Source organism: Vreelandella titanicae BH1 (assembly GCF_000336575.1).
GTDB lineage: Bacteria > Pseudomonadota > Gammaproteobacteria > Pseudomonadales > Halomonadaceae > Vreelandella > Vreelandella titanicae.
In genome coordinates, this window is the sequence record NZ_AOPO01000001.1 from 665,541 (window position 1) to 684,232 (window position 18,692).

At 54.9% G+C, this 18,692-nt stretch carries 16 protein-coding genes and 1 pseudogene; 11 read left to right on the top strand and 6 right to left on the bottom strand.

Annotation, left to right across the window (positions count from 1 at the left end):
• Positions 1 to 94: 94 nt before the first annotated feature.
• The 5 genes from HALTITAN_RS02835 to HALTITAN_RS02855 all read left to right on the top strand — a co-directional run bounded on the left by HALTITAN_RS02835 (position 95) and on the right by HALTITAN_RS02855 (position 4,851).
• Complete coding sequence (locus tag HALTITAN_RS02835) at positions 95 to 1,120, top strand: amino acid ABC transporter substrate-binding protein (RefSeq protein ID WP_009286180.1); 1,026 nt, start codon at positions 95 to 97, stop codon at positions 1,118 to 1,120.
• Between the two features lie 101 nt (positions 1,121 to 1,221).
• Complete coding sequence (locus HALTITAN_RS02840; RefSeq protein WP_022521314.1) at positions 1,222 to 2,412, top strand: amino acid ABC transporter permease; 1,191 nt, start codon at positions 1,222 to 1,224, stop codon at positions 2,410 to 2,412.
• Between the two features lie 15 nt (positions 2,413 to 2,427).
• Entirely contained in the window at positions 2,428 to 3,528 is a 1,101-nt protein-coding gene (locus tag HALTITAN_RS02845) for an amino acid ABC transporter permease (RefSeq protein ID WP_009286182.1), read from the top strand.
• Between the two features lie 54 nt (positions 3,529 to 3,582).
• Entirely contained in the window at positions 3,583 to 4,359 is a 777-nt protein-coding gene (locus HALTITAN_RS02850) for an amino acid ABC transporter ATP-binding protein (protein WP_022521313.1), read from the top strand.
• Positions 4,360 to 4,458: 99 nt separating this feature from the next.
• Entirely contained in the window at positions 4,459 to 4,851 is a 393-nt protein-coding gene (locus tag HALTITAN_RS02855; RefSeq protein WP_022521312.1) for a RidA family protein, read from the top strand.
• 19 nt (positions 4,852 to 4,870) lie between these two features.
• On the opposite strand, the gene HALTITAN_RS02860 is transcribed toward HALTITAN_RS02855, so the two are convergent.
• Positions 4,871 to 6,334: a sensor domain-containing diguanylate cyclase gene (locus HALTITAN_RS02860; RefSeq protein ID WP_009286183.1), complete on the bottom strand. Its 1,464-nt coding sequence runs from the start codon at positions 6,332 to 6,334 to the stop codon at positions 4,871 to 4,873.
• A 50-nt stretch (positions 6,335 to 6,384) separates the two neighbouring features.
• A complete protein-coding gene (locus tag HALTITAN_RS02865; RefSeq protein WP_039857620.1) occupies positions 6,385 to 6,984 on the bottom strand; it encodes a histidine phosphatase family protein in 600 nt (199 codons plus the stop codon).
• Between the two features lie 100 nt (positions 6,985 to 7,084).
• Between HALTITAN_RS02865 and HALTITAN_RS02870 the strand changes: the two genes are divergently transcribed.
• From HALTITAN_RS02870 to HALTITAN_RS02885, 4 genes and pseudogenes are all read left to right on the top strand, one after another.
• The gene (locus HALTITAN_RS02870; RefSeq protein ID WP_022521305.1) at positions 7,085 to 7,513 is read left to right on the top strand and encodes a host attachment protein; all 429 of its coding nucleotides are present in this window, start codon (positions 7,085 to 7,087) and stop codon (positions 7,511 to 7,513) included.
• Positions 7,514 to 7,638: 125 nt separating this feature from the next.
• A pseudogene (locus tag HALTITAN_RS02875) lies at positions 7,639 to 9,509 on the top strand (methyl-accepting chemotaxis protein).
• 11 nt (positions 9,510 to 9,520) lie between these two features.
• Positions 9,521 to 11,629 (top strand): methyl-accepting chemotaxis protein, encoded by a 2,109-nt coding sequence (locus HALTITAN_RS02880; RefSeq protein WP_009286186.1) that lies wholly within the window; start codon positions 9,521 to 9,523, stop codon positions 11,627 to 11,629.
• A 252-nt stretch (positions 11,630 to 11,881) separates the two neighbouring features.
• Complete coding sequence (locus HALTITAN_RS02885; RefSeq protein ID WP_009286187.1) at positions 11,882 to 13,738, top strand: methyl-accepting chemotaxis protein; 1,857 nt, start codon at positions 11,882 to 11,884, stop codon at positions 13,736 to 13,738.
• 4 nt (positions 13,739 to 13,742) lie between these two features.
• Here the strand turns inward: HALTITAN_RS02885 and HALTITAN_RS02890 are convergent, their stop codons facing one another.
• On the bottom strand, positions 13,743 to 14,669 hold the full coding sequence (locus HALTITAN_RS02890) for a LysR family transcriptional regulator (RefSeq protein ID WP_009286188.1): 927 nt from the start codon (positions 14,667 to 14,669) through the stop codon (positions 13,743 to 13,745).
• Positions 14,670 to 14,849: 180 nt separating this feature from the next.
• On the opposite strand from HALTITAN_RS02890, the gene HALTITAN_RS02895 reads away from it, so the two are divergent.
• Positions 14,850 to 15,626, top strand: coding sequence for a ferredoxin--NADP reductase (locus HALTITAN_RS02895; protein WP_007112363.1), 777 nt, complete (start codon positions 14,850 to 14,852; stop codon positions 15,624 to 15,626).
• A 138-nt stretch (positions 15,627 to 15,764) separates the two neighbouring features.
• Here HALTITAN_RS02895 and glnK read toward each other — a convergent pair whose 3' ends face one another.
• The 3 genes from glnK to HALTITAN_RS02910 form a co-directional block, all read right to left on the bottom strand.
• Positions 15,765 to 16,103 (bottom strand): P-II family nitrogen regulator, encoded by a 339-nt coding sequence (glnK, locus tag HALTITAN_RS02900; protein ID WP_027957942.1) that lies wholly within the window; start codon positions 16,101 to 16,103, stop codon positions 15,765 to 15,767.
• A gap of 210 nt (positions 16,104 to 16,313) precedes the next feature.
• Entirely contained in the window at positions 16,314 to 17,561 is a 1,248-nt protein-coding gene (locus HALTITAN_RS02905; protein ID WP_009286189.1) for an ammonium transporter, read from the bottom strand.
• 45 nt (positions 17,562 to 17,606) lie between these two features.
• Positions 17,607 to 17,945 carry a P-II family nitrogen regulator gene (locus HALTITAN_RS02910; RefSeq protein ID WP_007112359.1) on the bottom strand — a complete coding sequence of 113 codons (339 nt, stop codon included), beginning with the start codon at positions 17,943 to 17,945 and terminating at the stop codon, positions 17,607 to 17,609.
• Positions 17,946 to 18,289: 344 nt separating this feature from the next.
• On the opposite strand from HALTITAN_RS02910, the gene HALTITAN_RS02915 reads away from it, so the two are divergent.
• Positions 18,290 to 18,637, top strand: a complete 348-nt coding sequence (locus tag HALTITAN_RS02915) for an accessory factor UbiK family protein (protein ID WP_022521302.1) — start codon at positions 18,290 to 18,292, stop codon at positions 18,635 to 18,637.
• Positions 18,638 to 18,692 lie beyond the last annotated feature (55 nt).

The following is an 18,692-nucleotide window of genomic DNA, read 5'->3' on the forward strand; positions in this document are numbered from 1 at the left end:
TTTAGTGACATGCTACGGCATGCATAACTATTTCAACTACTGGTTTCATTAACTGATTTCAGTAGCTGATTCCAATAACTTCGAGGGAAACTAGATGTTCAATAAAAAACACTTAGCGCTTCTGGCGTCCGCTGGCTCACTTAGCCTGGCGGGAATGGCAACTGCTCAAGCCGACACCCTGGAAGATACCATTGAGCGTGGCGCCGTTCAGTGTGGTGTGAGCGATGGTTTGCCGGGCTTCTCAGCTCCGGACGACGACGGTAACTGGCAAGGTATCGACGTTGATGTATGCCGCGCAGTAGCGGCAGCGGTGCTCGGCGACTCAGAAGCCGTCAACTATATTTCACTCAATGCCGTAGAGCGCTTCACCGCCCTGCAGTCTGGTGAAGTTGATGTTCTCTCACGTAACACCACCTGGACGACTACCCGCGATACCACCCTGGGCCTGAACTTCACCGGCGTAACATTCTATGATGGTCAGGGCTTCATGGTATCCCGTGACCTGGGTATTACCGGTGCTGATGAACTCGACGGCGCCTCCATCTGCATTCAGTCTGGCACCACTACCGAGCTGAACCTGGCTGACTACTTCCGTGCTAACGACATGGAATTCAACCCGATCGTATTTGATACCTCTGAGCAAACCGTGGGTGGCTATCAGGCCGGCCGCTGTGACGTGCTAACCTCCGATACCTCTCAGCTAGCGGCGCTACGTATTCAGCTAGACGATCCTTCAGCCTCGATGATCCTGTCTGACGTTATCTCCAAAGAGCCACTAGGCCCTGTGGTTCGTCAGGGTGACGATCTTTGGTTCAACATTGTGAAATGGTCGCTGTTCGCCATGATTAACGCCGAAGAGTACGGCGTCACCAGTGAAAACGCTGAAGAAATGCTTAACTCTGAAGACCCCAACATCGCTCGCTTGCTAGGCCAAGACGGCAACTACGGTGAAGGCATGAACCTAGAAGCAGATTGGGCCTACAACATTATTAGCCAAGTGGGTAACTACGCTGAAAGCTTCGACCGCAACGTGGGCATGGGCTCGCCGCTGGAAATTGAGCGCGGTGTTAACGCCCTGTGGACCGACGGTGGTTTCCAGTACGCTCCCCCGATTCGCTAAGCGTCTCGCTTGACCCCGGCCCGCCGCCCTCTTCACAGGTATCTGTTTAAAGGTCGTGGCGGGCCATTTGATTGACCTTCCGTGTAGCGGAGACGCCATCCATGTCTGTAAGACCTAACGTTCGCCCCGCTGGCCACAAGCCGCCGTTTTGGCGAGACCGCGCTAAGCGCGCACTTATTTTTCAGCTTATATTGGTCGCCGTTGTCGCGGCTTTCCTGATCTATATTATCGGCAATACCCAAGCCAACCTGAATGCTCGCGGCATTACCACTGGCTTTGGCTTCCTGGGCAACACAGCCGGCTTTGGTATTGGTCAAAGCTTAATCGAGTACTCCTCCCAAAGTACCTACGGCCGCACTTTTGTGATTGGCTTGCTCAATACGCTGCTAGTCGGTGGATTGGGGGTGTTAGCTGCCTCGATTATTGGTTTTATCGTCGGTATTGCGCGGCTATCGCCCAATTGGTTGATCGCCCGGCTAGCTAACGCTTATATCGAAACGTTTCGTAATATCCCGCTGCTGCTGCAAATTTTCTTCTGGTACTTTGCTGTACTGCGGACGTTACCCAGCGCTAGAGAGAGCATGGCCTTTGGCGAAGCCATTTTCCTGAACGTGCGCGGGCTGTACCTGCCTCAACCGCTGTTCGAGTCAGGGTTTGGTCTTATCCCAGCTACCTTCGTGGTGGCCATTATTGCCAGCATCGCACTGGTCATGTGGAACAAGCGCCGCCACGAAGCCACCGGCAAGCGCCTGCCGGTTTTCTGGATGTCGCTGGTGATTATCTTTGGCCTACCGCTGCTGGTACTGGTCGCTACCGGTGTACCGGTGACCTGGGAGATGCCGGTACTGCGCGGCTTTAACTTCGGCGGTGGTATCACCATTATCCCTGAATTTTTGGCTCTGTGGCTGGCGCTGTCTATCTATACCGCGTCCTTCATTGCGGAGATTGTGCGCTCGGGCATCCAAGCCATCCCCCATGGCCAAACGGAAGCCGCCCAGGCATTGAGCTTGCCGCGCAAGCTAGTGCTGCGCCTAATCATCATTCCCCAGGCTATGCGCGTCATTATTCCGCCACTCACCAGCCAATACCTCAACCTGATTAAAAACTCGTCACTGGCCACCGCCATCGGCTACCCCGACCTGGTATCGGTTTTTGCCGGCACCACGCTCAACCAGACCGGTCAGGCAATCGAAGTCATTGCCATGACCATGGCGGTTTATCTGATCATCAGCTTGCTGGTGTCCATGTTCATGAACTGGTTCAACGCTCGCGTTGCGCTGGTCGAACGCTAGGCCGGAGGCGACCCCATGATTCACAATAAAGAAACCATACCTCAGCGCCCGGCGCCTAAAGGCACCATTGGGCCGGTTGCCTGGCTACGCGGCAATCTGTTCAACGGCCCTATCAATAGCATCTTCACGCTACTGGGCCTGTACGTGCTCTATCTACTCGTGGTGCCAACGGTTCAGTGGGCATTTATTGATGCCAACTGGGTGGGCGACAGCCGCGAAGACTGCACACGGGTGGGCGCCTGCTGGGTATTCGTTAACGCACGCTTTTCCCAGTTTATGTACGGCCTCTACCCGAGTGAGGAGTATTGGCGCGCCAACATCGTGTTTGCCATGTTCGCGGGCATTATTGCCTGGATGGTCATTCCGCGCCTGCCGTTTAAGCGCTGGATGACACTGTTTGCGCTGCTGATCTTCCCGGTGATCGCCTACGTGCTGCTACACGGCGGCTACTTTGATCTACCGCGTGTCTCCACCCACCGCTGGGGCGGTTTGATGCTGACGCTGCTACTGGCTAGCGTGGGGATGATTGGCGCACTGCCTATTGGCATTGTATTAGCCCTTGGGCGACGCTCGAACATGCCCATCGTCAAAACCTTCTGCGTGATTTTTATCGAGTTTTGGCGCGGTGTGCCGCTAATCACCATTCTGTTTATGGCCTCGGTGATGCTGCCGCTGTTCCTGCCGTCTGAACTTAACGTGGATCGCCTTATACGTGCGCTAATCGGCCTGACGCTGTTCCAAAGTGCCTATATGGCCGAGGTTATTCGCGGTGGTTTGCAGGCGATTCCCAAAGGGCAAGATGAGGCCGCCGCGGCACTGGGGATGACGTATTGGAAGCGCATGGGGCTAATCGTGATGCCTCAGGCACTGAAAATGATGATTCCTGGCATCGTCAATACGTTTATCTCACTGTTTAAAGACACCACCCTGGTCATGATCATCGGGCTGTTTGACCTGTTGGGCATTGTGCAAGCGGCGCTTTCCGACTCGCGCTGGCTGGGCTTCTCGGTAGAGGGCTATGTATTTGCCGCGTTCGTGTTCTGGATATTCTGTTTCAGCATGTCGCGCTACAGCCAGTACTTGGAGCGCAAGCTAAACACCGGCCATAAGCACTAGTTCGAGTTTAAATACGAGCGCCGCATCTCATTACGTTTTAAGTAGGATTTCAACATGACACAAGCAGCCACCAACACCTCTGACACCAGTGCTTCTGACCTGATGGTCGAGATGCACAACGTTAACAAGTGGTACGGCGATTTTCACGTACTGCGGGATATCTACCTTGAGGTAAAACGCGGCGAACGTATCGTGGTTTGCGGCCCATCAGGTTCGGGTAAATCAACGCTAATTCGCTGCATTAACCACCTTGAAGAGCACCAAAAAGGTGAAATTGTGGTGGGCGGTCTACCGCTGACCCAAGACGTCAAACGCATTGAGCAGATTCGTCGCAGCGTCGGCATGGTGTTTCAGCACTTCAATCTGTTCCCGCATTTATCAGTGCTGGAAAACTGCTGTATTGCGCCAATGTGGGTACAAAAGAAGCCGCGCAAAGAGGCCGAAGCGCTAGCCATGGAGTACCTAGAACGGGTGCGCATTGCCGAGCAGGCAACTAAGTACCCGGGGCAACTCTCGGGCGGTCAGCAGCAGCGTGTAGCGATTGCCCGCTCGCTGTGCATGCACCCCGACGTGATGCTGTTTGACGAGCCCACCTCCGCCCTCGACCCCGAGATGATCAAAGAGGTGCTGGACGTTATGGTGGAACTGGCGGAAGAGGGCATGACCATGATCTGCGTGACCCACGAAATGGGCTTCGCCAAAACCGTCGCCGACCGGGTGATCTTTATGGATCAGGGGCAAATCATTGAAGAGAACGCGCCAGAGCCGTTCTTCAACAACCCGCAGTCTGAACGTACCCAGCTGTTCTTAAGCCAGATTCTGGGGCATTAATACACAGCCCCAGCGACAAAGCAGCTGTGGATAAGTTCGTCATCATGGGCCTCACTTGAGGCCCATGATGTTTTAAAAACATTAAAAAAGGATAAAAACATGATTGAAAAGCTGTTTATCGACCGCGCCCCGCAACCGATTGCGCCTTTTTCCCACGCCTGCCGCGTAGGTGATCTGGTCTTTATCACTGGCCAAATGCCGACGGTGCCAGAGACCAACGAGATGCTTTTGGGCACCTTCACCGAACAGACTCATCGGGTAATGCAGAACCTGGCGATTGTGCTGGAAGAAGTCGGAAGTGCCTTCGAATATGTGGTGCAGTCCCGGGTGTTCATTACCAATATGGGCCACTTCGACGAAGTGAATAAGGTCTACGCCAGTTACTTTCCCCAGCCTCTACCCACCCGCACCTGTATCGGGGTAACCGGCTTGGCTGGAGGCGCTGATGTGGAAGTCGATATGATTGCCTGGATTCCACCGTCGCAGCAATAAACCTCATCAGTCGTCGTCATCACGGCTGCCAGTGAGCCACAACGCGATTTCGCCCCGCCTCTTTGGCGGCATAGAGCGCTTGGTCGGCCTGGGCAACGGCTACTGCCTGACTGTGGTCTAAATCACTGGTGAGCGCCAGAGGTGCAATCCCCACGCTGACGGTGAGTGTCACCATCATCGGCACTTGCGAATCACCCGCCGTCAGGTAAAACGGTTGCTGGGCTACTCGTTGGCGAATACGCTCACCCAGCTGGACTACCTGTTGGTGCGATAAATCACCCGCCGTAACAGCAAACTCTTCACCGCCGAACCTTGCCAGACAATCCTCGGGCCGCAGGGCCTCGTGTACTCGCTTTGCCATCTCCACCAGCAGCGTATCCCCCGCGGGGTGACCGTAGCGATCATTGATATGTTTGAAGTAATCAATATCAATCATCAGCAAATAATAGGCTGCCGCTTCAGCTTGCTCATTGAGTTGTGCTAAGTGATTAGCCAAGCCACGTCGGTTGCGTGTGCCGGTCAAGGCGTCAAACTCCGCCGCCGCCCAGGCCTGCTCTTCGCTTTTTTTACGTTGACTAATATCGATGACTAGGCCGCCGATACGCGCTAAATAGCCATCATCGGAGTAGTAGCTTTCCATCACCAGCTCATGCCAACGCCATTGCCCGGATGCGACCCTGAGCTGAACATCAATGCGGCATTGGGTTTGCAGCCGCTGTTGGCACTCGCGGATCAAACCAAACACCCGTAAGCGGTCAGTGGGCATGGCGTGAGCCAGTAAGCGGCGCAATGGGAGCCTTGCATAATCGCCAGGATAACCCAGCGAAAGCAGCAACGCCGAAGAGCACCAGGTTGCGCCACTGCGAGTATTAATCTCCCAGGTGCCGCAGGCGGCGACCTGCTGCAGCAGATCAACCTGCCGCTGCCTGCAGGTAAGCTGCTGACGATAAATAGCCGAAGCGATCAGTTCAGCGCCGATCACTAGCGCCTGCAACCCCGCTCCCTCCCAGTCAACTTCACGCTCACAGTCATCGAAGCCCAAAGTGCCCCACCACTGACCATCCACCATAATCGGAACGGTCACCATCGATAAAATCGACTGGCTTTCCAAATTGTCGCGCAGCGACCCCAAATCCACCTGCGAGGTAATACAGGTGTGCGAGTCACCACGCTCCCGACGATTGACCATTTCCTCATACTCGGGATCGTCGATCAGCGTGGTAAAAAAGCGAAAGCGTTTTTGCGTTCGCTCACGATAGTGCGATGAAGATGCCCACTCAAAAACAAAATCCTGCAAGACACCGTTTGGGTTGCGCTCTATGGTTTGAAATATCCACACCCGATTGACACCCGACGCTTCCCCTAGCGCCGCCAATAGCTGATCGACGCCCTCACTCCAAAAGTGCGCGTCGATGAGCGCGCGGCTGCCCACAGCAAGGGCATTCAGCAGGCTCGGCGCATCCGGCGAAAAAGGAGCAGGCATAGCAGGTTCTCTTTACTTTTCTTAGAGACTACCACACAGCTTTTAGTGGATTACACGCCATGCCCATAAAGAGTAATGCTAGCGGGTGCTAACGGGGTTTGCTCACGGTGGGACGTCAGCGGTTTCCCGGCCAGGGCAGTCAGCAGAATTTGCAGCGGATCACCGTGACTGACGAGCAGAATGACTTCCCCGCTTACCTGTTGTTCCCAATCACCGATCACCGCCTGCATACGGCTCGCCACCCGGCTCAACGCTTCTACTCCATGGTGCTGGTGTTCAGCATCCTCGGCATCTAACGCCCATACACTGGGATAGTGCTCGTCCCCCAACCCCTCTAGTTCGCCAAAATTTCGTTCCCGCAAGCGCGTATCCACGCTGGGTACCAACTCGAACCTGGCCGCCACATGGGCAGCGGTTTGGGTGGTACGTAAAAAGTCTGAATGCACCACGCGGGTCGGCACAGGCCACTGCCAGTCGGCAACGAGCTGGGCAAGCTGTTGCTCACCATGCTCGGAGAGACCAAAGTTTTCCACCCCGCGCCCCGGCGAGCTGACAATCACCCTCTGTTGATTAGCCTGACTATGGCCGTGGCGCATGAATAAATAGCGGTTGCGCCAATGTTTTTTTATGTTTCGTTGCTCAGTAGTCATGGGGCTCTGTCCTGATACAGGTGACGTTTGCTGTGTTTGACCTAACGCCAAACGCTTGCCATGGTTAGATGACCATCAACGACATGGAGTATGCACAGCGATGACAACCTATATCGTGGTAGCCGACGCCGCTCGCGCACGCATTTTTACCCGAGATGCCTTAACGTTGGCAGAGCAAGAAAGCATGGTTCACGCTGAAGGACGTCTACACGAAGGTGACTTGGTCACCGACGGTCGAGGCGATGTGCATGAGTCGATGTCCACTACCTCTCGCTCGGCTGGCGAAGAGGGAACGGCTACTAAGCACGAAAACGAGTTGTTTGCGAAAGAGGTCGCTCAGCGACTTTATAGTGCTCGAGTAGGCAACAGTATGAAGAAGCTCATTATGGTGGCGCCACCTAAATTTTTAGGGCTTTTACGCGATAAACTCGATGCCCCTACCCAAAAGCTGGTGATTCATTCCCTATCAAAAGATCTAAGTAAAGCTTCAATGGCCGATATTCAACAAGCAGTTAGTGATTTACGCTAGTAATATCCAAAACTTAAAGCCCATGTAAGACTAAAGAAAGGGTCGCTCTCGCCGATAGCCTAGAAGACATTATAAACGGTACCTCCCCCTGAGTACTGACATGCACTTCTACGTCGAGAGCGACCATGCTATCTACCCTCCGAGCACGCATCCTATTGGCCGCATTAGTGGCGATTACCCTCGCCCTGGTGATTAACGGCGTTGCCAGTTACACCACCGTAAAACACCATAATAGCCAGCAAATAACGCGCAATCTTAGCGCCGTGGTTAACGGTAATACGCAAGCTATCAACGAGTGGTTTAACGCACGCTATACCATGCTTTCCAGCATGGATGATGCAGCCAATAGCGATGAGCCACTTGCCGCACTTCGACAACTGGCTGGCTCAGGCAGCTTTATGACAGCCTACATTGCTTATCCTTCCACACCAGACGCTATTTTTTCCGATGGATGGCAGCCCCCCAGCGATTACGACCCGCGTCAGCGGCCCTGGTACCAAGGCGCAGCCGAAGCGCAAGAGACCATTATTACGGCACCTTACACTGATGCCCAAACGGGGGCTTAATCGTTACCTTTGCACGCCCTTTCTACCGTAATGGGCAGCTGGCCGCAGTCATTGGTGCGGATATTACTATTGAGGATGTGATCGAAATTGTTACCGGCATTGCCCCTACGCCGTCCAGTTTCGGCTTTTTAACCACTGAAGACGGCACCCTGATCGCGCATCCTGACGCTGACATGACGCTCGAACCTTCCACACGTTTGAGCGATGAACTGACCAACACCCGGCTTAGCGAAATCGCCCAAGCCGATGAACCCCAATCGCTTTCACTGCAAAACAGCGATACGTTGCTGATGGGCAATAACGTGGGTGGTAGCAGTGGCTGGCAGTTGATTGTGGCACTGGACGAACACGAGGCAACAGCGGGCCTGCGCGCCATCGCCACTACATCGATAGTCACGCTGCTGATTGTGGCCGCAATCACGGCAGTGGTCTTCGGTTTGCTGCTTTCTCTGCTGCTACGCCGCTTGCTGGGAGTTCGTAATGCGATGGATGATATCGCATCGGGAGAGGGCGATTTAACCCGACGCTTGCCCGAAGAGGGTAATGATGAAGTCACTCAAATTGCCAAGGCCTTCAACCGTTTCGTAGGTAAAATGGAGGCCGTATTAATTGATGTACGCACCAGCAGTGAATCTGTTCACCACGCGGCCAATGAGATCGCCATGGGTGGTCAGGACTTATCCCGTCGCACCGATAACGCTGCCGCTAGCCTGCAGCAGACCTCTGCATCGATCGAGGAAATCACCAGCACGGTTCAACACACGGCTGCATCCGCAAAAGAAGCCAACAAGCTCTCCCAAACCGCCTCAGAGGTAGCCAACGAAGGTGGGAAGGTTGTAGCAAATGTGGTTACCACCATGGAAGACATTACCCACGCCTCCGATAAAATCGGTGAAATCGTCACGTTAATGAACAGCATCTCTTTCCAGACCAACCTGCTGGCGCTTAACGCGTCGGTGGAAGCTGCCCGCGCTGGCGAGCATGGCCGTGGTTTTGCCGTGGTGGCCGACGAAGTACGCAAGCTGGCTGGGCGTAGCAGTGATGCCGCCAACGATATTCAAAAGCTGATTGAGGACTCTCAAACCAAGGTTAACAATGGCACCACTTTAGTGCGTAATGCGGGATCTACCATGCAAGACATCGTCGCGCATATTACCCGCGTTACCGATGTTTTGGAGGAGATCAATGCGGCCACCAGCGAGCAAAGCGATGGCATCAATCAGGTCAACATTGCCGTCGCAGAACTGGATCGCATGACTCAGGAAAACGCGGCCATGGTGGAAGAGTCCACGACCGCCGCCGAGCAGCTAAAAGAACAGGCCGATCATCTGGCAGGCACTATCAGTAGTTTTAAGCTGTCTCACGCCGCGGCACCTGCCCTGCAAGTGCAGTACCAAGCACATGACAACCGCCGCCATCACATTACTTAAGGGGTAACGCTATGCATTTTCGTTCGTTACGCTCTTTTGTCGTCGCACTTGCGGGCCCTTGCTTGCTCGCGATTGTGGCTGCGCTAGTCATCTATAACTTGGTCGCCGCGGCCCGCACCCAGCAAACGGTGAATGAGCATACCGGCGCATTGATGGAAAGTGCATTGAATGCGCGCTTGGATGCCATTGCCGAAGCAGAGGGCGGGCGTATTCAGCGCGAACTCAACAATGCCATGACTATCGCCAATCAATTGGCGACTACTAATGCTTTGATGGGTATGGAGGATGAAGAGGGGCGCCGCTCGCTTTACCTGAACCGCCGCGAACTATCTAACTTAGTGCGCCAAACTGTGGCCGACAACCCGACACTGCTGGATGCATTTATCGGCTGGGAGCCCAATGCGTTTGGTGACGACGCACGATATGCAGGAGATGAGCGCTATGGCCATGACGGTAGCGGTCGCTTTATGCCCTGGTGGTACCGCACCGAGGATGAAACGCTAGAAGTGCTGCCGCTGGGAGATACCATGGAGAGTGAAGAACGCCTTCCCAGCGGCGTTCGGGAAGGCGAATACTATCTTTGCCCTCGTGAAACCCTAGTTCCCTGCATTATCGATCCGGCGGCTTATGACTATGGCGGCGAGACGCAACTGGTCACTTCGTTTAACGCCCCCATTTTGGTGGATGGCGAGTTTCGTGGCGTTGCGGGGGTAGACCTCTCCCTTAACTTTATCCAAACCCTGCTAAGCGATGCCAACCAAGCGCTATACGAAGGCGCTGGGCGCATGGCTCTCGTCGCGGGAAGTGGGGGGCTAGTCGCCGACACGGCAGGCGTAGAGAGTCTGGGCTCGCCTGCCAGTGACTCCCTTAGCAGTACAATTCTCGCGGGCATCCGAGAGGCATCAGAGCAAGGTAGCCTGCAAAGCAGCGTTAACGATGGTCTACTGCAGCGCTATCAGCCTATTACCATTGGCGATACTCGCCTCCCCTGGGTGTTGGTACTCCAGCTCCCTGAAGACGTAGCGCTTGCGGAGTTAGGCGAGCTGCAAGCAGTTCTCAGCGAGCAGCGCCAGCAAAATACGCTGGGCATGACGGTAGTAGGGCTACTTCTGGCAGCATTGGGGGTGGCAGCGCTATGGTGGATTGGCGGGCGAATCGCACGGCCTCTTAAGCGGCTTGCAAGCCGCATGGCAGAGATTGCTTCAGGCCATGGTGACCTTACCCAACGTCTACCGGTGCATGGGCGAGATGAAAGTGCCGCGGTAGCTGAGCAGTTCAATGCCTTTGCAGAAAAAATTCAGGTTATTCTGCTGGATGTGCGCCGTAGTAGTGAAGCCGTCAACCACGCGGCTAATGAAATTACTCAAGGTGGCCACGACCTCTCACGGCGCACTGAACAGGCCGCTGCCAGCCTGCAGCAAACCTCCTCTGCGATGGAAGAAATCAGCAGCACCGTTAGCCATACCACTCACGCCTCGCAAGAAGCCAGTGGGCTTTCACAAACCGCCTCGCAGTTAGCCTCGCGTACCGACAGCGCGTTTGAGCAAGTCGTGGCAACGATGGATGATATTCGATCCAATTCCGATGAAATTCAGGCCATCGTGACCGTCATCGACGGCATCGCCTTTCAGACTAACCTGCTTGCCCTGAATGCTTCTGTGGAAGCCGCCCGGGCTGGCGAACACGGTCGTGGGTTTGCCGTGGTCGCCGACGAAGTTCGCAAATTAGCCTCTCGCAGTAGCGAAGCCGCCAAGGATATCCGCCAGCGTATTAATACTTCGGCTGGCAAGGTTGAAAGCGGTACCCAAATGGTTCGAGATGCGGAGTCGGCAATGCACGAATTAGCAGAAAGCGTCACGCGGGTAACGCAAATGTTGGGAGATATCAGTACGGCCGCTCGAGAACAAAGCGAGGGCATTAGCCAGGTGAGCATTGCCGTCACCGACCTAGACCAAATGACCCAGCAAAACGCCGCGCTTGTGGAGGAGTCGACGACCGCCGCTGAACAGCTAAACGATCAGGCGGATAGGCTCGCTGCGCTGGTAGGCGGCTTTACACTTGAGCCAAAAAACGCCCCTAGCAACCATCAGTTGCCTGCTCCCGAATTGACTGAGCGATAAACGCTTAAGGAATCGGCGGCAGCGCTATATCCTACCTATAGGGGCCTCTTTTTGAGGCCCCTACTCCGTTATCCATCCCACGTTAATTCGGTTTACTCCAGCGCGTATCTTTTCCCTTGCGAACCTCTAGCTACACGAACTGACGCATACGCCTAAAGTTGTATCTATCGGTGCCGATAGCATGACAGCAGATATTACTTACCAAGCGGTCAACGTCTGACCTTATTTTCCCTGAATAGCGAGACTTTCTTAATGCTGTCGTCCCTACGCTTGCGCATCCTGATGATCACGTTGGTGGTCATCACACTGGCTCTGATCATCAACGCCTCCGTAAGCTATCTGACCTTGCAGGCTCACAATGAGCAGCAGATAACTCGGCAACAGGCCTCCATCGTACAGGGTAACGCCCTGGCCATTGAGGAATGGGTATCTGCCCGTGCCGCTATGTTGGAAGCTGCTCGCGCGCCCGTGCTCGATAATGCTCCTCTTGAGCCGCTAAAACAGTTAGCCGATTCAGGCGGATTCATAGCGGCCTTTTATGGCCAAACCGATGGCAGCCATCTTTCTTCCGATGGCTGGATACCACCCAATGACTATGACCCACGCCAGCGCGACTGGTACCAGGCAGCTATGGATGAGGATAGCACTATCGTCTCGCTGCCCTATGTGGATGCCAACAGCAATCGCTTGGTGGTTACCTTCGCTACACCGGTCAAGCGTGAGGGTCGCCTGTATGGCGTGGTCGGCGGAGATGTAGCGATCGATAATCTGGTCAATCAGGTCAACGCTATTCAACCAACGCCCTCGAGTTTCGCTTTTCTGAGCAGTGGCGGCGAGACGCTGATCGCGCATCCTGATACAGCGCTGACGCTCAAACCCTTGAGCCAGGTCAGCGAGACCTTGACCCCTGCCGTTCTCGAACGGTTGAGCGCTACAAGAGACGCCTGGGAGCCTATCCAGGTCGACGGCCAAACCAAACGGCTATCGGCCTCCCCCATCGCCGGTACCGATTGGGAACTTGGCGTGGCGCTAGATGAATATGAAGCGACTGCCGGCCTGCGCGCCATTCTCCACTCTTCACTGATCACGCTGCTGGTTATTATCGCCGTGACGGCTCTGTTGCTCAGCCTATGGCTCAAACGAACCTTCGCCGGTCTCGAACGGGCACGGGATGCCCTAGATGACATCGCTAGCGGCGAGGGCGACCTGACCCGCCGACTACCGGAGCAAGGCCGCGATGAAGTAGCCCAGATAAGCGGCGCCTTCAACCGCTTCGTGAGCAAAATGGAAGCGGTATTAATCGATGTACGCACCAGCAGCGAGTCGGTTCACCACGCTGCCAATGAGATCGCGATGGGTGGCCAGGATTTATCCCGTCGCACCGATAACGCCGCCGCTAGCCTGCAGCAAACGTCTGCTTCGATTGAAGAGATTACCAGTACGGTTCAACACACGGCGGCGTCCGCCAAAGAAGCCAACAAGCTTTCTCAGACCGCCTCAGAGGTCGCCAACGAAGGCGGGAAGGTTGTCGCAAACGTCGTGACCACCATGGAAGACATTACTCACGCGTCGGATAAGATCGGTGAAATCGTCACCTTAATGAACAGCATCTCGTTCCAGACCAACCTGCTGGCGCTCAACGCCTCAGTGGAAGCCGCCCGGGCGGGTGAGCATGGTCGCGGCTTTGCCGTGGTGGCCGATGAGGTACGTAAGCTGGCCGGGCGCAGCAGTGAAGCGGCCAACGATATCCAGAAACTGATTGAAGATTCCCAAAGCAAGGTCAATAACGGCACCACGCTCGTGCGCAACGCTGGCGCCACCATGCAGGATATCGTCGCGCACATTACCCGTGTGACCGATGTCCTCGAAGAGATCAATGCGGCCACCAGCGAGCAAAGCGAGGGCATTAATCAAGTCAACATCGCTGTTGCAGAGCTGGATCGCATGACTCAGGAGAACGCGGCCATGGTGGAAGAGTCCACGACCGCTGCTGAGCAGTTGAAAGAGCAGGCCGACCATTTAGCGGTCACCATAGGCAGCTTCAAGCTGTCTCAACACCCACCGGCTCCGCTCACGTTAAAGTCCACCCAAGCGTTGCCATCGTTCTGAGGAATTAAGGAATCGGCGGTAGCGCTATATCATCACTGCGCTTGGCCCCGGCAGTCATTTCACGGCACAGACGCAGGAATTCGCGCACGCCGGTGGTGAGGTATTTATGCCGGTGCCAAATAAACGTAAACTGACGCTTTAGATCCAACTCCGGCGTAGGCAGCGGCACCAAGCTGCCGCGCCGGAAGGCATCTCGCAGTGCCAGGCGCGAGACACAGCCAATCCCCAGCCCTGACTCCACGGCACGCTTAATACCTTCCGTATGCTCTAGCTCTAGCAGGGTGTTAAACCGGCTGCGGCGGTGGCGCGCGGCATGCTCCAGAGTCATGCGGGTGCCAGAGCCCTCTTCGCGCATAATCCAGTCCTCACGCAGCAGCTGTTCAAGTTCAAGGTGCTCGCGGCCTGCCAGTGGGTGTCGCGGCGAGCAAAACACGCACAGCTCATCTTCCACCCAGGGTTGGCTGATGATCATGTCATCGTCGCACTGCCCCTCGATCAAGCCTAAATCCAGCGAGTGCTGGCGCACGCCTTCGATAATATGGCGCGTATTGCGCACTGCCAAGCGCACCCGGCTACCGGGGTGGCGCTGCATAAAATCGCTGATCAGCAGCGTGGCCAGGTAGTTGCCAATGGTCAGCGTAGCCCCTACATCCAGCGACCCAACCCCTTTCTGGCCACGTAGAAGCTCTTCAATCTCTTCGCCGCGATCCAGCAGCGCCACCGCTTTGGGCAACAGCTGAAAACCCAGTGCGTTAAGTTTTAAGCGTTTACCAATCCGATCCAGCAGTTGGCAGTCGAACTGCCGCTCAAGCTCCGCAAGCGCCGTGCTGGTTGCCGACTGAGACATGGCCAGCGCCCGCGCCGCATGGGAGACGCTCTCATGCTGAGCAACCGCCACAAAGACTTCCAACTGCCGCAGGGTGTAGTGCATAGAGTCTGACCTTTATTTGATCTATATCTATTTTTCAGATAACCGTTATCAATATAATTCGCTTAACAGATATACCACCCTTTGCTTAGACTTGCTGGCAACATATTTAATCATTTTTATTCTTTTTAAGAATATGACCGATGCGGACTAGCGCCAGCATCGACTAATGGAGAAAACGGCATGAGTAAGTTTGCTCTGGAAGAAGTGCTTAGCGTCCATCACTGGAACGATACCCTGTTCAGCTTCCGCACCACCCGCGAGCGCAGCCTGCGTTTCAAAACCGGTCAGTTCGTGATGATTGGTTTGGAAGTGAACGGCAAGCCGCTGATGCGCGCTTACTCCATTGCCAGCCCCAACTACGAAGACCACCTTGAGTTCTTCAGCATTAAAGTACCCGACGGCCCGCTCACTTCACGCCTTCAGCACCTGAAAGTAGGCGATCAGATCATGGTTAGCCGCAAGCCCACCGGCACGCTGGTATGCGATGACCTACTGCCGGGCCGCAACCTCTACATGCTCTCCACCGGTACCGGCTTGGCGCCGTTTATGAGCCTGATCCAGGATCCTGAAGTGTACGAGCGCTTCGAGAAGGTAGTGCTGGTTCACGGTGTGCGGGAAGTTTCTGAATTGGCCTACGCCGACTTTATCACCAAAGAGCTGCCAGCCCATGAATACCTGGGTGAAGACATCGCTGAAAAGCTGGTCTACTACCCCACCGTTACTCGGGAGGAGTTCCACACCATGGGGCGCCTAACCGACCATATCCGTACGGGCAAGCTGTTTGAAGACACCGGCCTGCCGCCCATTGATCCGCGCCAGGATCGCGCGATGATCTGCGGCAGCCCCGCCATGCTGGACGATACCAGCGCGCTACTTGACGAGCTGGGTCTGAATATCTCGCCGCGCATGGGCGAGCCGGGCGACTACGTCATCGAGCGTGCGTTTGTCGAGAAGTAATCGTTGTGTGAAGGGTGAAGGGTGAAGGGTGAATAGAAAATTGTCACCATCGCCTTATGAGTAAAGCCCCTGGGGAGAGCATCCACAGGGGCTTTGTCTACTCGGCACTACTTACCATTCACACCTTACCCTTCACCGTTAAACCGCGTCTTTGCCCGTTTCGCCAGTACGGATACGAATCACCTGCTCCAGCGGCATCACAAAGATTTTGCCGTCGCCGATTTTACCTGTGTTCGCCACCTGGGTGATGGCATCAATCACCTGCTCGACCATGTCGTCGTCCACGGCGACTTCCAGCTTCACCTTGGGCAGGAAGTCCACCACATACTCAGCACCACGATACAGCTCGGTATGCCCTTTCTGGCGCCCAAAGCCCTTCACTTCCGTCACCGTAATACCCTGAACGCCGATATCGGAGAGCGACTCGCGTACATCGTCGAGCTTAAACGGCTTGATAATCGCTGTGATCAATTTCATTACCATATCCTCTAACTGGGTGGCCATGATGGGGTCGGGTTGAACGGCTGCGAATATCGCAGCCGTTAACCGCTAACTACCAGCATACACCGCTATCGGCAGAGAATAAAAAAGCCTCCCACTAAGGGGAGGCTAGAAGGAGCACGCCAGCTCACTAGGTCAGCATTAAGTTATTTCTTAATGCCACTGTTTATTTCTTAATACCGCTGTTTATTTCTTAATGCCAAATTCGGGATAGGCTTCGAGACCGCACTCAGCGATATCCACGCCTTCATACTCTTCTTCTTCGCTAACCCGGATGCCCATGATGGCTTTCAGGATGAGCCATACCACCAGGCTGGCCAGGAATACCCAAGCGAAGATACCTACGATACCGATGATCTGGGCACCGAATGATGCGCCGTCATTGTTCAGCGGCACTGCCAGCACGCCCCAGATACCGACAACACCGTGAACCGAGATCGCGCCGACCGGATCATCCAGCTTCACTTTATCGAGGGTGACGATGGCTGCGACCACGATGATGCCGCCAATTGCGCCGATAATGGTAGCGCTCAGTGCGGTCGGAGAGAGCGGATCAGCGGTGATAGCCACTAGGCCAGCCAGGGCACCGTTCAATGCCATGGTCAGGTCAGCTTTGCGGAACCACAGTTTGGCCAAGATCAGTGCCGCAATCACACCACCCGCCGCTGCTGCATTAGTGTTTACAAACACCTGAGCCACGTTGTTAGCAGAATCGACAGCCGCAAGTTTAAGCTCGGAACCGCCATTGAAACCGAACCAGCCCATCCACAGAATGAAGGTACCCAGCGTTGCCAGCGGCATGTTGGCACCGGGAATAGCGTGGATAGAACCGTCTTTACCGTATTTACCTTTACGTGGGCCTAGCACGATCACACCCGCTAACGCAGCCGCCGCACCGGCAAGGTGCACAATGCCGGAACCCGCATAGTCAGAGTAGCCCACTTCAGACAACCAGCCGCCACCCCAAGTCCAGTAGCCAGACACCGGATAGATAAACGCGGTCATTACCACAGCAAAGGCCAGGAATGCCCACAGTTTCATACGCTCAGCGACGGCACCCGACACAATTGACATGGCGGTTGCCACGAACACGACTTGGAAGAAGAAGTCAGAACGCATGGAGTAGTAGGGCGCGTCATCGCCGCCTGCGGTAACCGCATCCACACTGTTTTCAGCGCCAATCAAGAAGCCCAGATTGGGCAGGAAGCCGCCAGCGCTACTGGAGTACATGATGTAGTAGCCCACCAGCAGATACATGGTGCAGGCAATGGCAAACAGCGCGATATTCTTGGTCAGGATCTCAGCGGTGTTTTTGGAGCGTACTAAGCCCGCCTCTAACATGGAGAAGCCTGCCGCCATCCACATGACGAGCACACCGCAAATTAGAAAGTAGAACGTATCGAGCGCGTAGCTCAGATCAGTCAACTCATTCATTGTAAGTTCCCCGTTGAACTATAGAAATGATCCGAAAAAGCAGCGTTAAACGGCGTCTGCACCGCGCTCGCCTGTCCGAATCCGAATAACGTCTTCAAGCGGTGTCACAAACACCTTGCCGTCACCGATCTTGCCGCTGTTAGCCGCACTACAGATTGCATCCAATACGCTCTCCAAACGGGCGTCGTCTACGGCCACTTCCACTTTTACCTTGGGTAGAAAGTCGACGACGTACTCCGCGCCACGATACAACTCGGTATGCCCTTTCTGACGGCCAAAACCTTTAACTTCAGTGACCGTAATGCCCTGAACGCCGTTGTCGGCCAATGCCTCACGAACGTCGTCGAGCTTAAATGGCTTGATGATAGCGGTGATGAGTTTCATCCCGGATCTCCCCTGCTGGATAAGTCCTGCTAGATTGGTAGCGGCACAGCCGCCAGAATAAGCACCTGAACCGATAATGCGCATACTGTGCCAGCTGACTTTTTTTGCTTATAAGTCAGCCAATTAGCCGTCATCAAAAGTGCAGCTCAGAGCTAAATCTGAGCAAACCCATTCTCACACCACCGCTATTGCACCAAAAAAGAGCGTAAGCAAAAGTAGCCTGCTCTATTTCGATGCACACCCTGGGTTAAGCAGTAAAAGCACGCGATACATGCGAATTCGCCAACTGTTGCGTATCCTTACCGGTAAGCAATATTTAAAGCAGGTTTATCTAGGAGAGAACGATGGCGCCTCAAGACCGTATTAGCCGCTTGGCCCAGCAGATTGGTGACCGTTTACAAAACGCCTCCCAGGCGCCAGAAGATATTCAAAAGGGCGTGCAGCAAGTCGTGCGTGGCGCCTTCGACCGCCTGGAGCTTGTCTCACGGGAAGATTTCGACATTTTAATGGATGTACTGCAGCGCACCCGTTCGCGGGTAGAGGCGTTAGAGCGCCAAGTCGCTAACCTTGAAGCAGCCGTTGATGCCTCCGCGCCAACGACGTCCACGCCGCTCGAAGCTGAAGCCCCACCAGTTCCAGAGCAGCATGCGCCGGAATCAGATGCAGAAGACGAGAAGAATAAACCCGCTTAACGTTCAAGCTTCATTAGCAGCAATAGGGAAATGGCCTATTGCTGCGCGCACCGCA

Bases quoted from the DNA above. Each gene is read 5' to 3' on its own strand.
- HALTITAN_RS02835 (WP_009286180.1), top strand. From the start codon at position 95: ATGTTCAATAAAAAACACTTAGCGCTTCTGGCGTCCGCTGGCTCACTT.
- HALTITAN_RS02840 (WP_022521314.1), top strand. From the start codon at position 1,222: ATGTCTGTAAGACCTAACGTTCGCCCCGCTGGCCACAAGCCGCCGTTT.
- HALTITAN_RS02845 (WP_009286182.1), top strand. From the start codon at position 2,428: ATGATTCACAATAAAGAAACCATACCTCAGCGCCCGGCGCCTAAAGGC.
- HALTITAN_RS02850 (WP_022521313.1), top strand. From the start codon at position 3,583: ATGACACAAGCAGCCACCAACACCTCTGACACCAGTGCTTCTGACCTG.
- HALTITAN_RS02855 (WP_022521312.1), top strand. From the start codon at position 4,459: ATGATTGAAAAGCTGTTTATCGACCGCGCCCCGCAACCGATTGCGCCT.
- HALTITAN_RS02860 (WP_009286183.1), bottom strand. From the start codon at position 6,334: ATGCCTGCTCCTTTTTCGCCGGATGCGCCGAGCCTGCTGAATGCCCTT.
- HALTITAN_RS02865 (WP_039857620.1), bottom strand. From the start codon at position 6,984: ATGACTACTGAGCAACGAAACATAAAAAAACATTGGCGCAACCGCTAT.
- HALTITAN_RS02870 (WP_022521305.1), top strand. From the start codon at position 7,085: ATGACAACCTATATCGTGGTAGCCGACGCCGCTCGCGCACGCATTTTT.
- HALTITAN_RS02880 (WP_009286186.1), top strand. From the start codon at position 9,521: ATGCATTTTCGTTCGTTACGCTCTTTTGTCGTCGCACTTGCGGGCCCT.
- HALTITAN_RS02885 (WP_009286187.1), top strand. From the start codon at position 11,882: ATGCTGTCGTCCCTACGCTTGCGCATCCTGATGATCACGTTGGTGGTC.
- HALTITAN_RS02890 (WP_009286188.1), bottom strand. From the start codon at position 14,669: ATGCACTACACCCTGCGGCAGTTGGAAGTCTTTGTGGCGGTTGCTCAG.
- HALTITAN_RS02895 (WP_007112363.1), top strand. From the start codon at position 14,850: ATGAGTAAGTTTGCTCTGGAAGAAGTGCTTAGCGTCCATCACTGGAAC.
- glnK (WP_027957942.1), bottom strand. From the start codon at position 16,103: ATGAAATTGATCACAGCGATTATCAAGCCGTTTAAGCTCGACGATGTA.
- HALTITAN_RS02905 (WP_009286189.1), bottom strand. From the start codon at position 17,561: ATGAATGAGTTGACTGATCTGAGCTACGCGCTCGATACGTTCTACTTT.
- HALTITAN_RS02910 (WP_007112359.1), bottom strand. From the start codon at position 17,945: ATGAAACTCATCACCGCTATCATCAAGCCATTTAAGCTCGACGACGTT.
- HALTITAN_RS02915 (WP_022521302.1), top strand. From the start codon at position 18,290: ATGGCGCCTCAAGACCGTATTAGCCGCTTGGCCCAGCAGATTGGTGAC.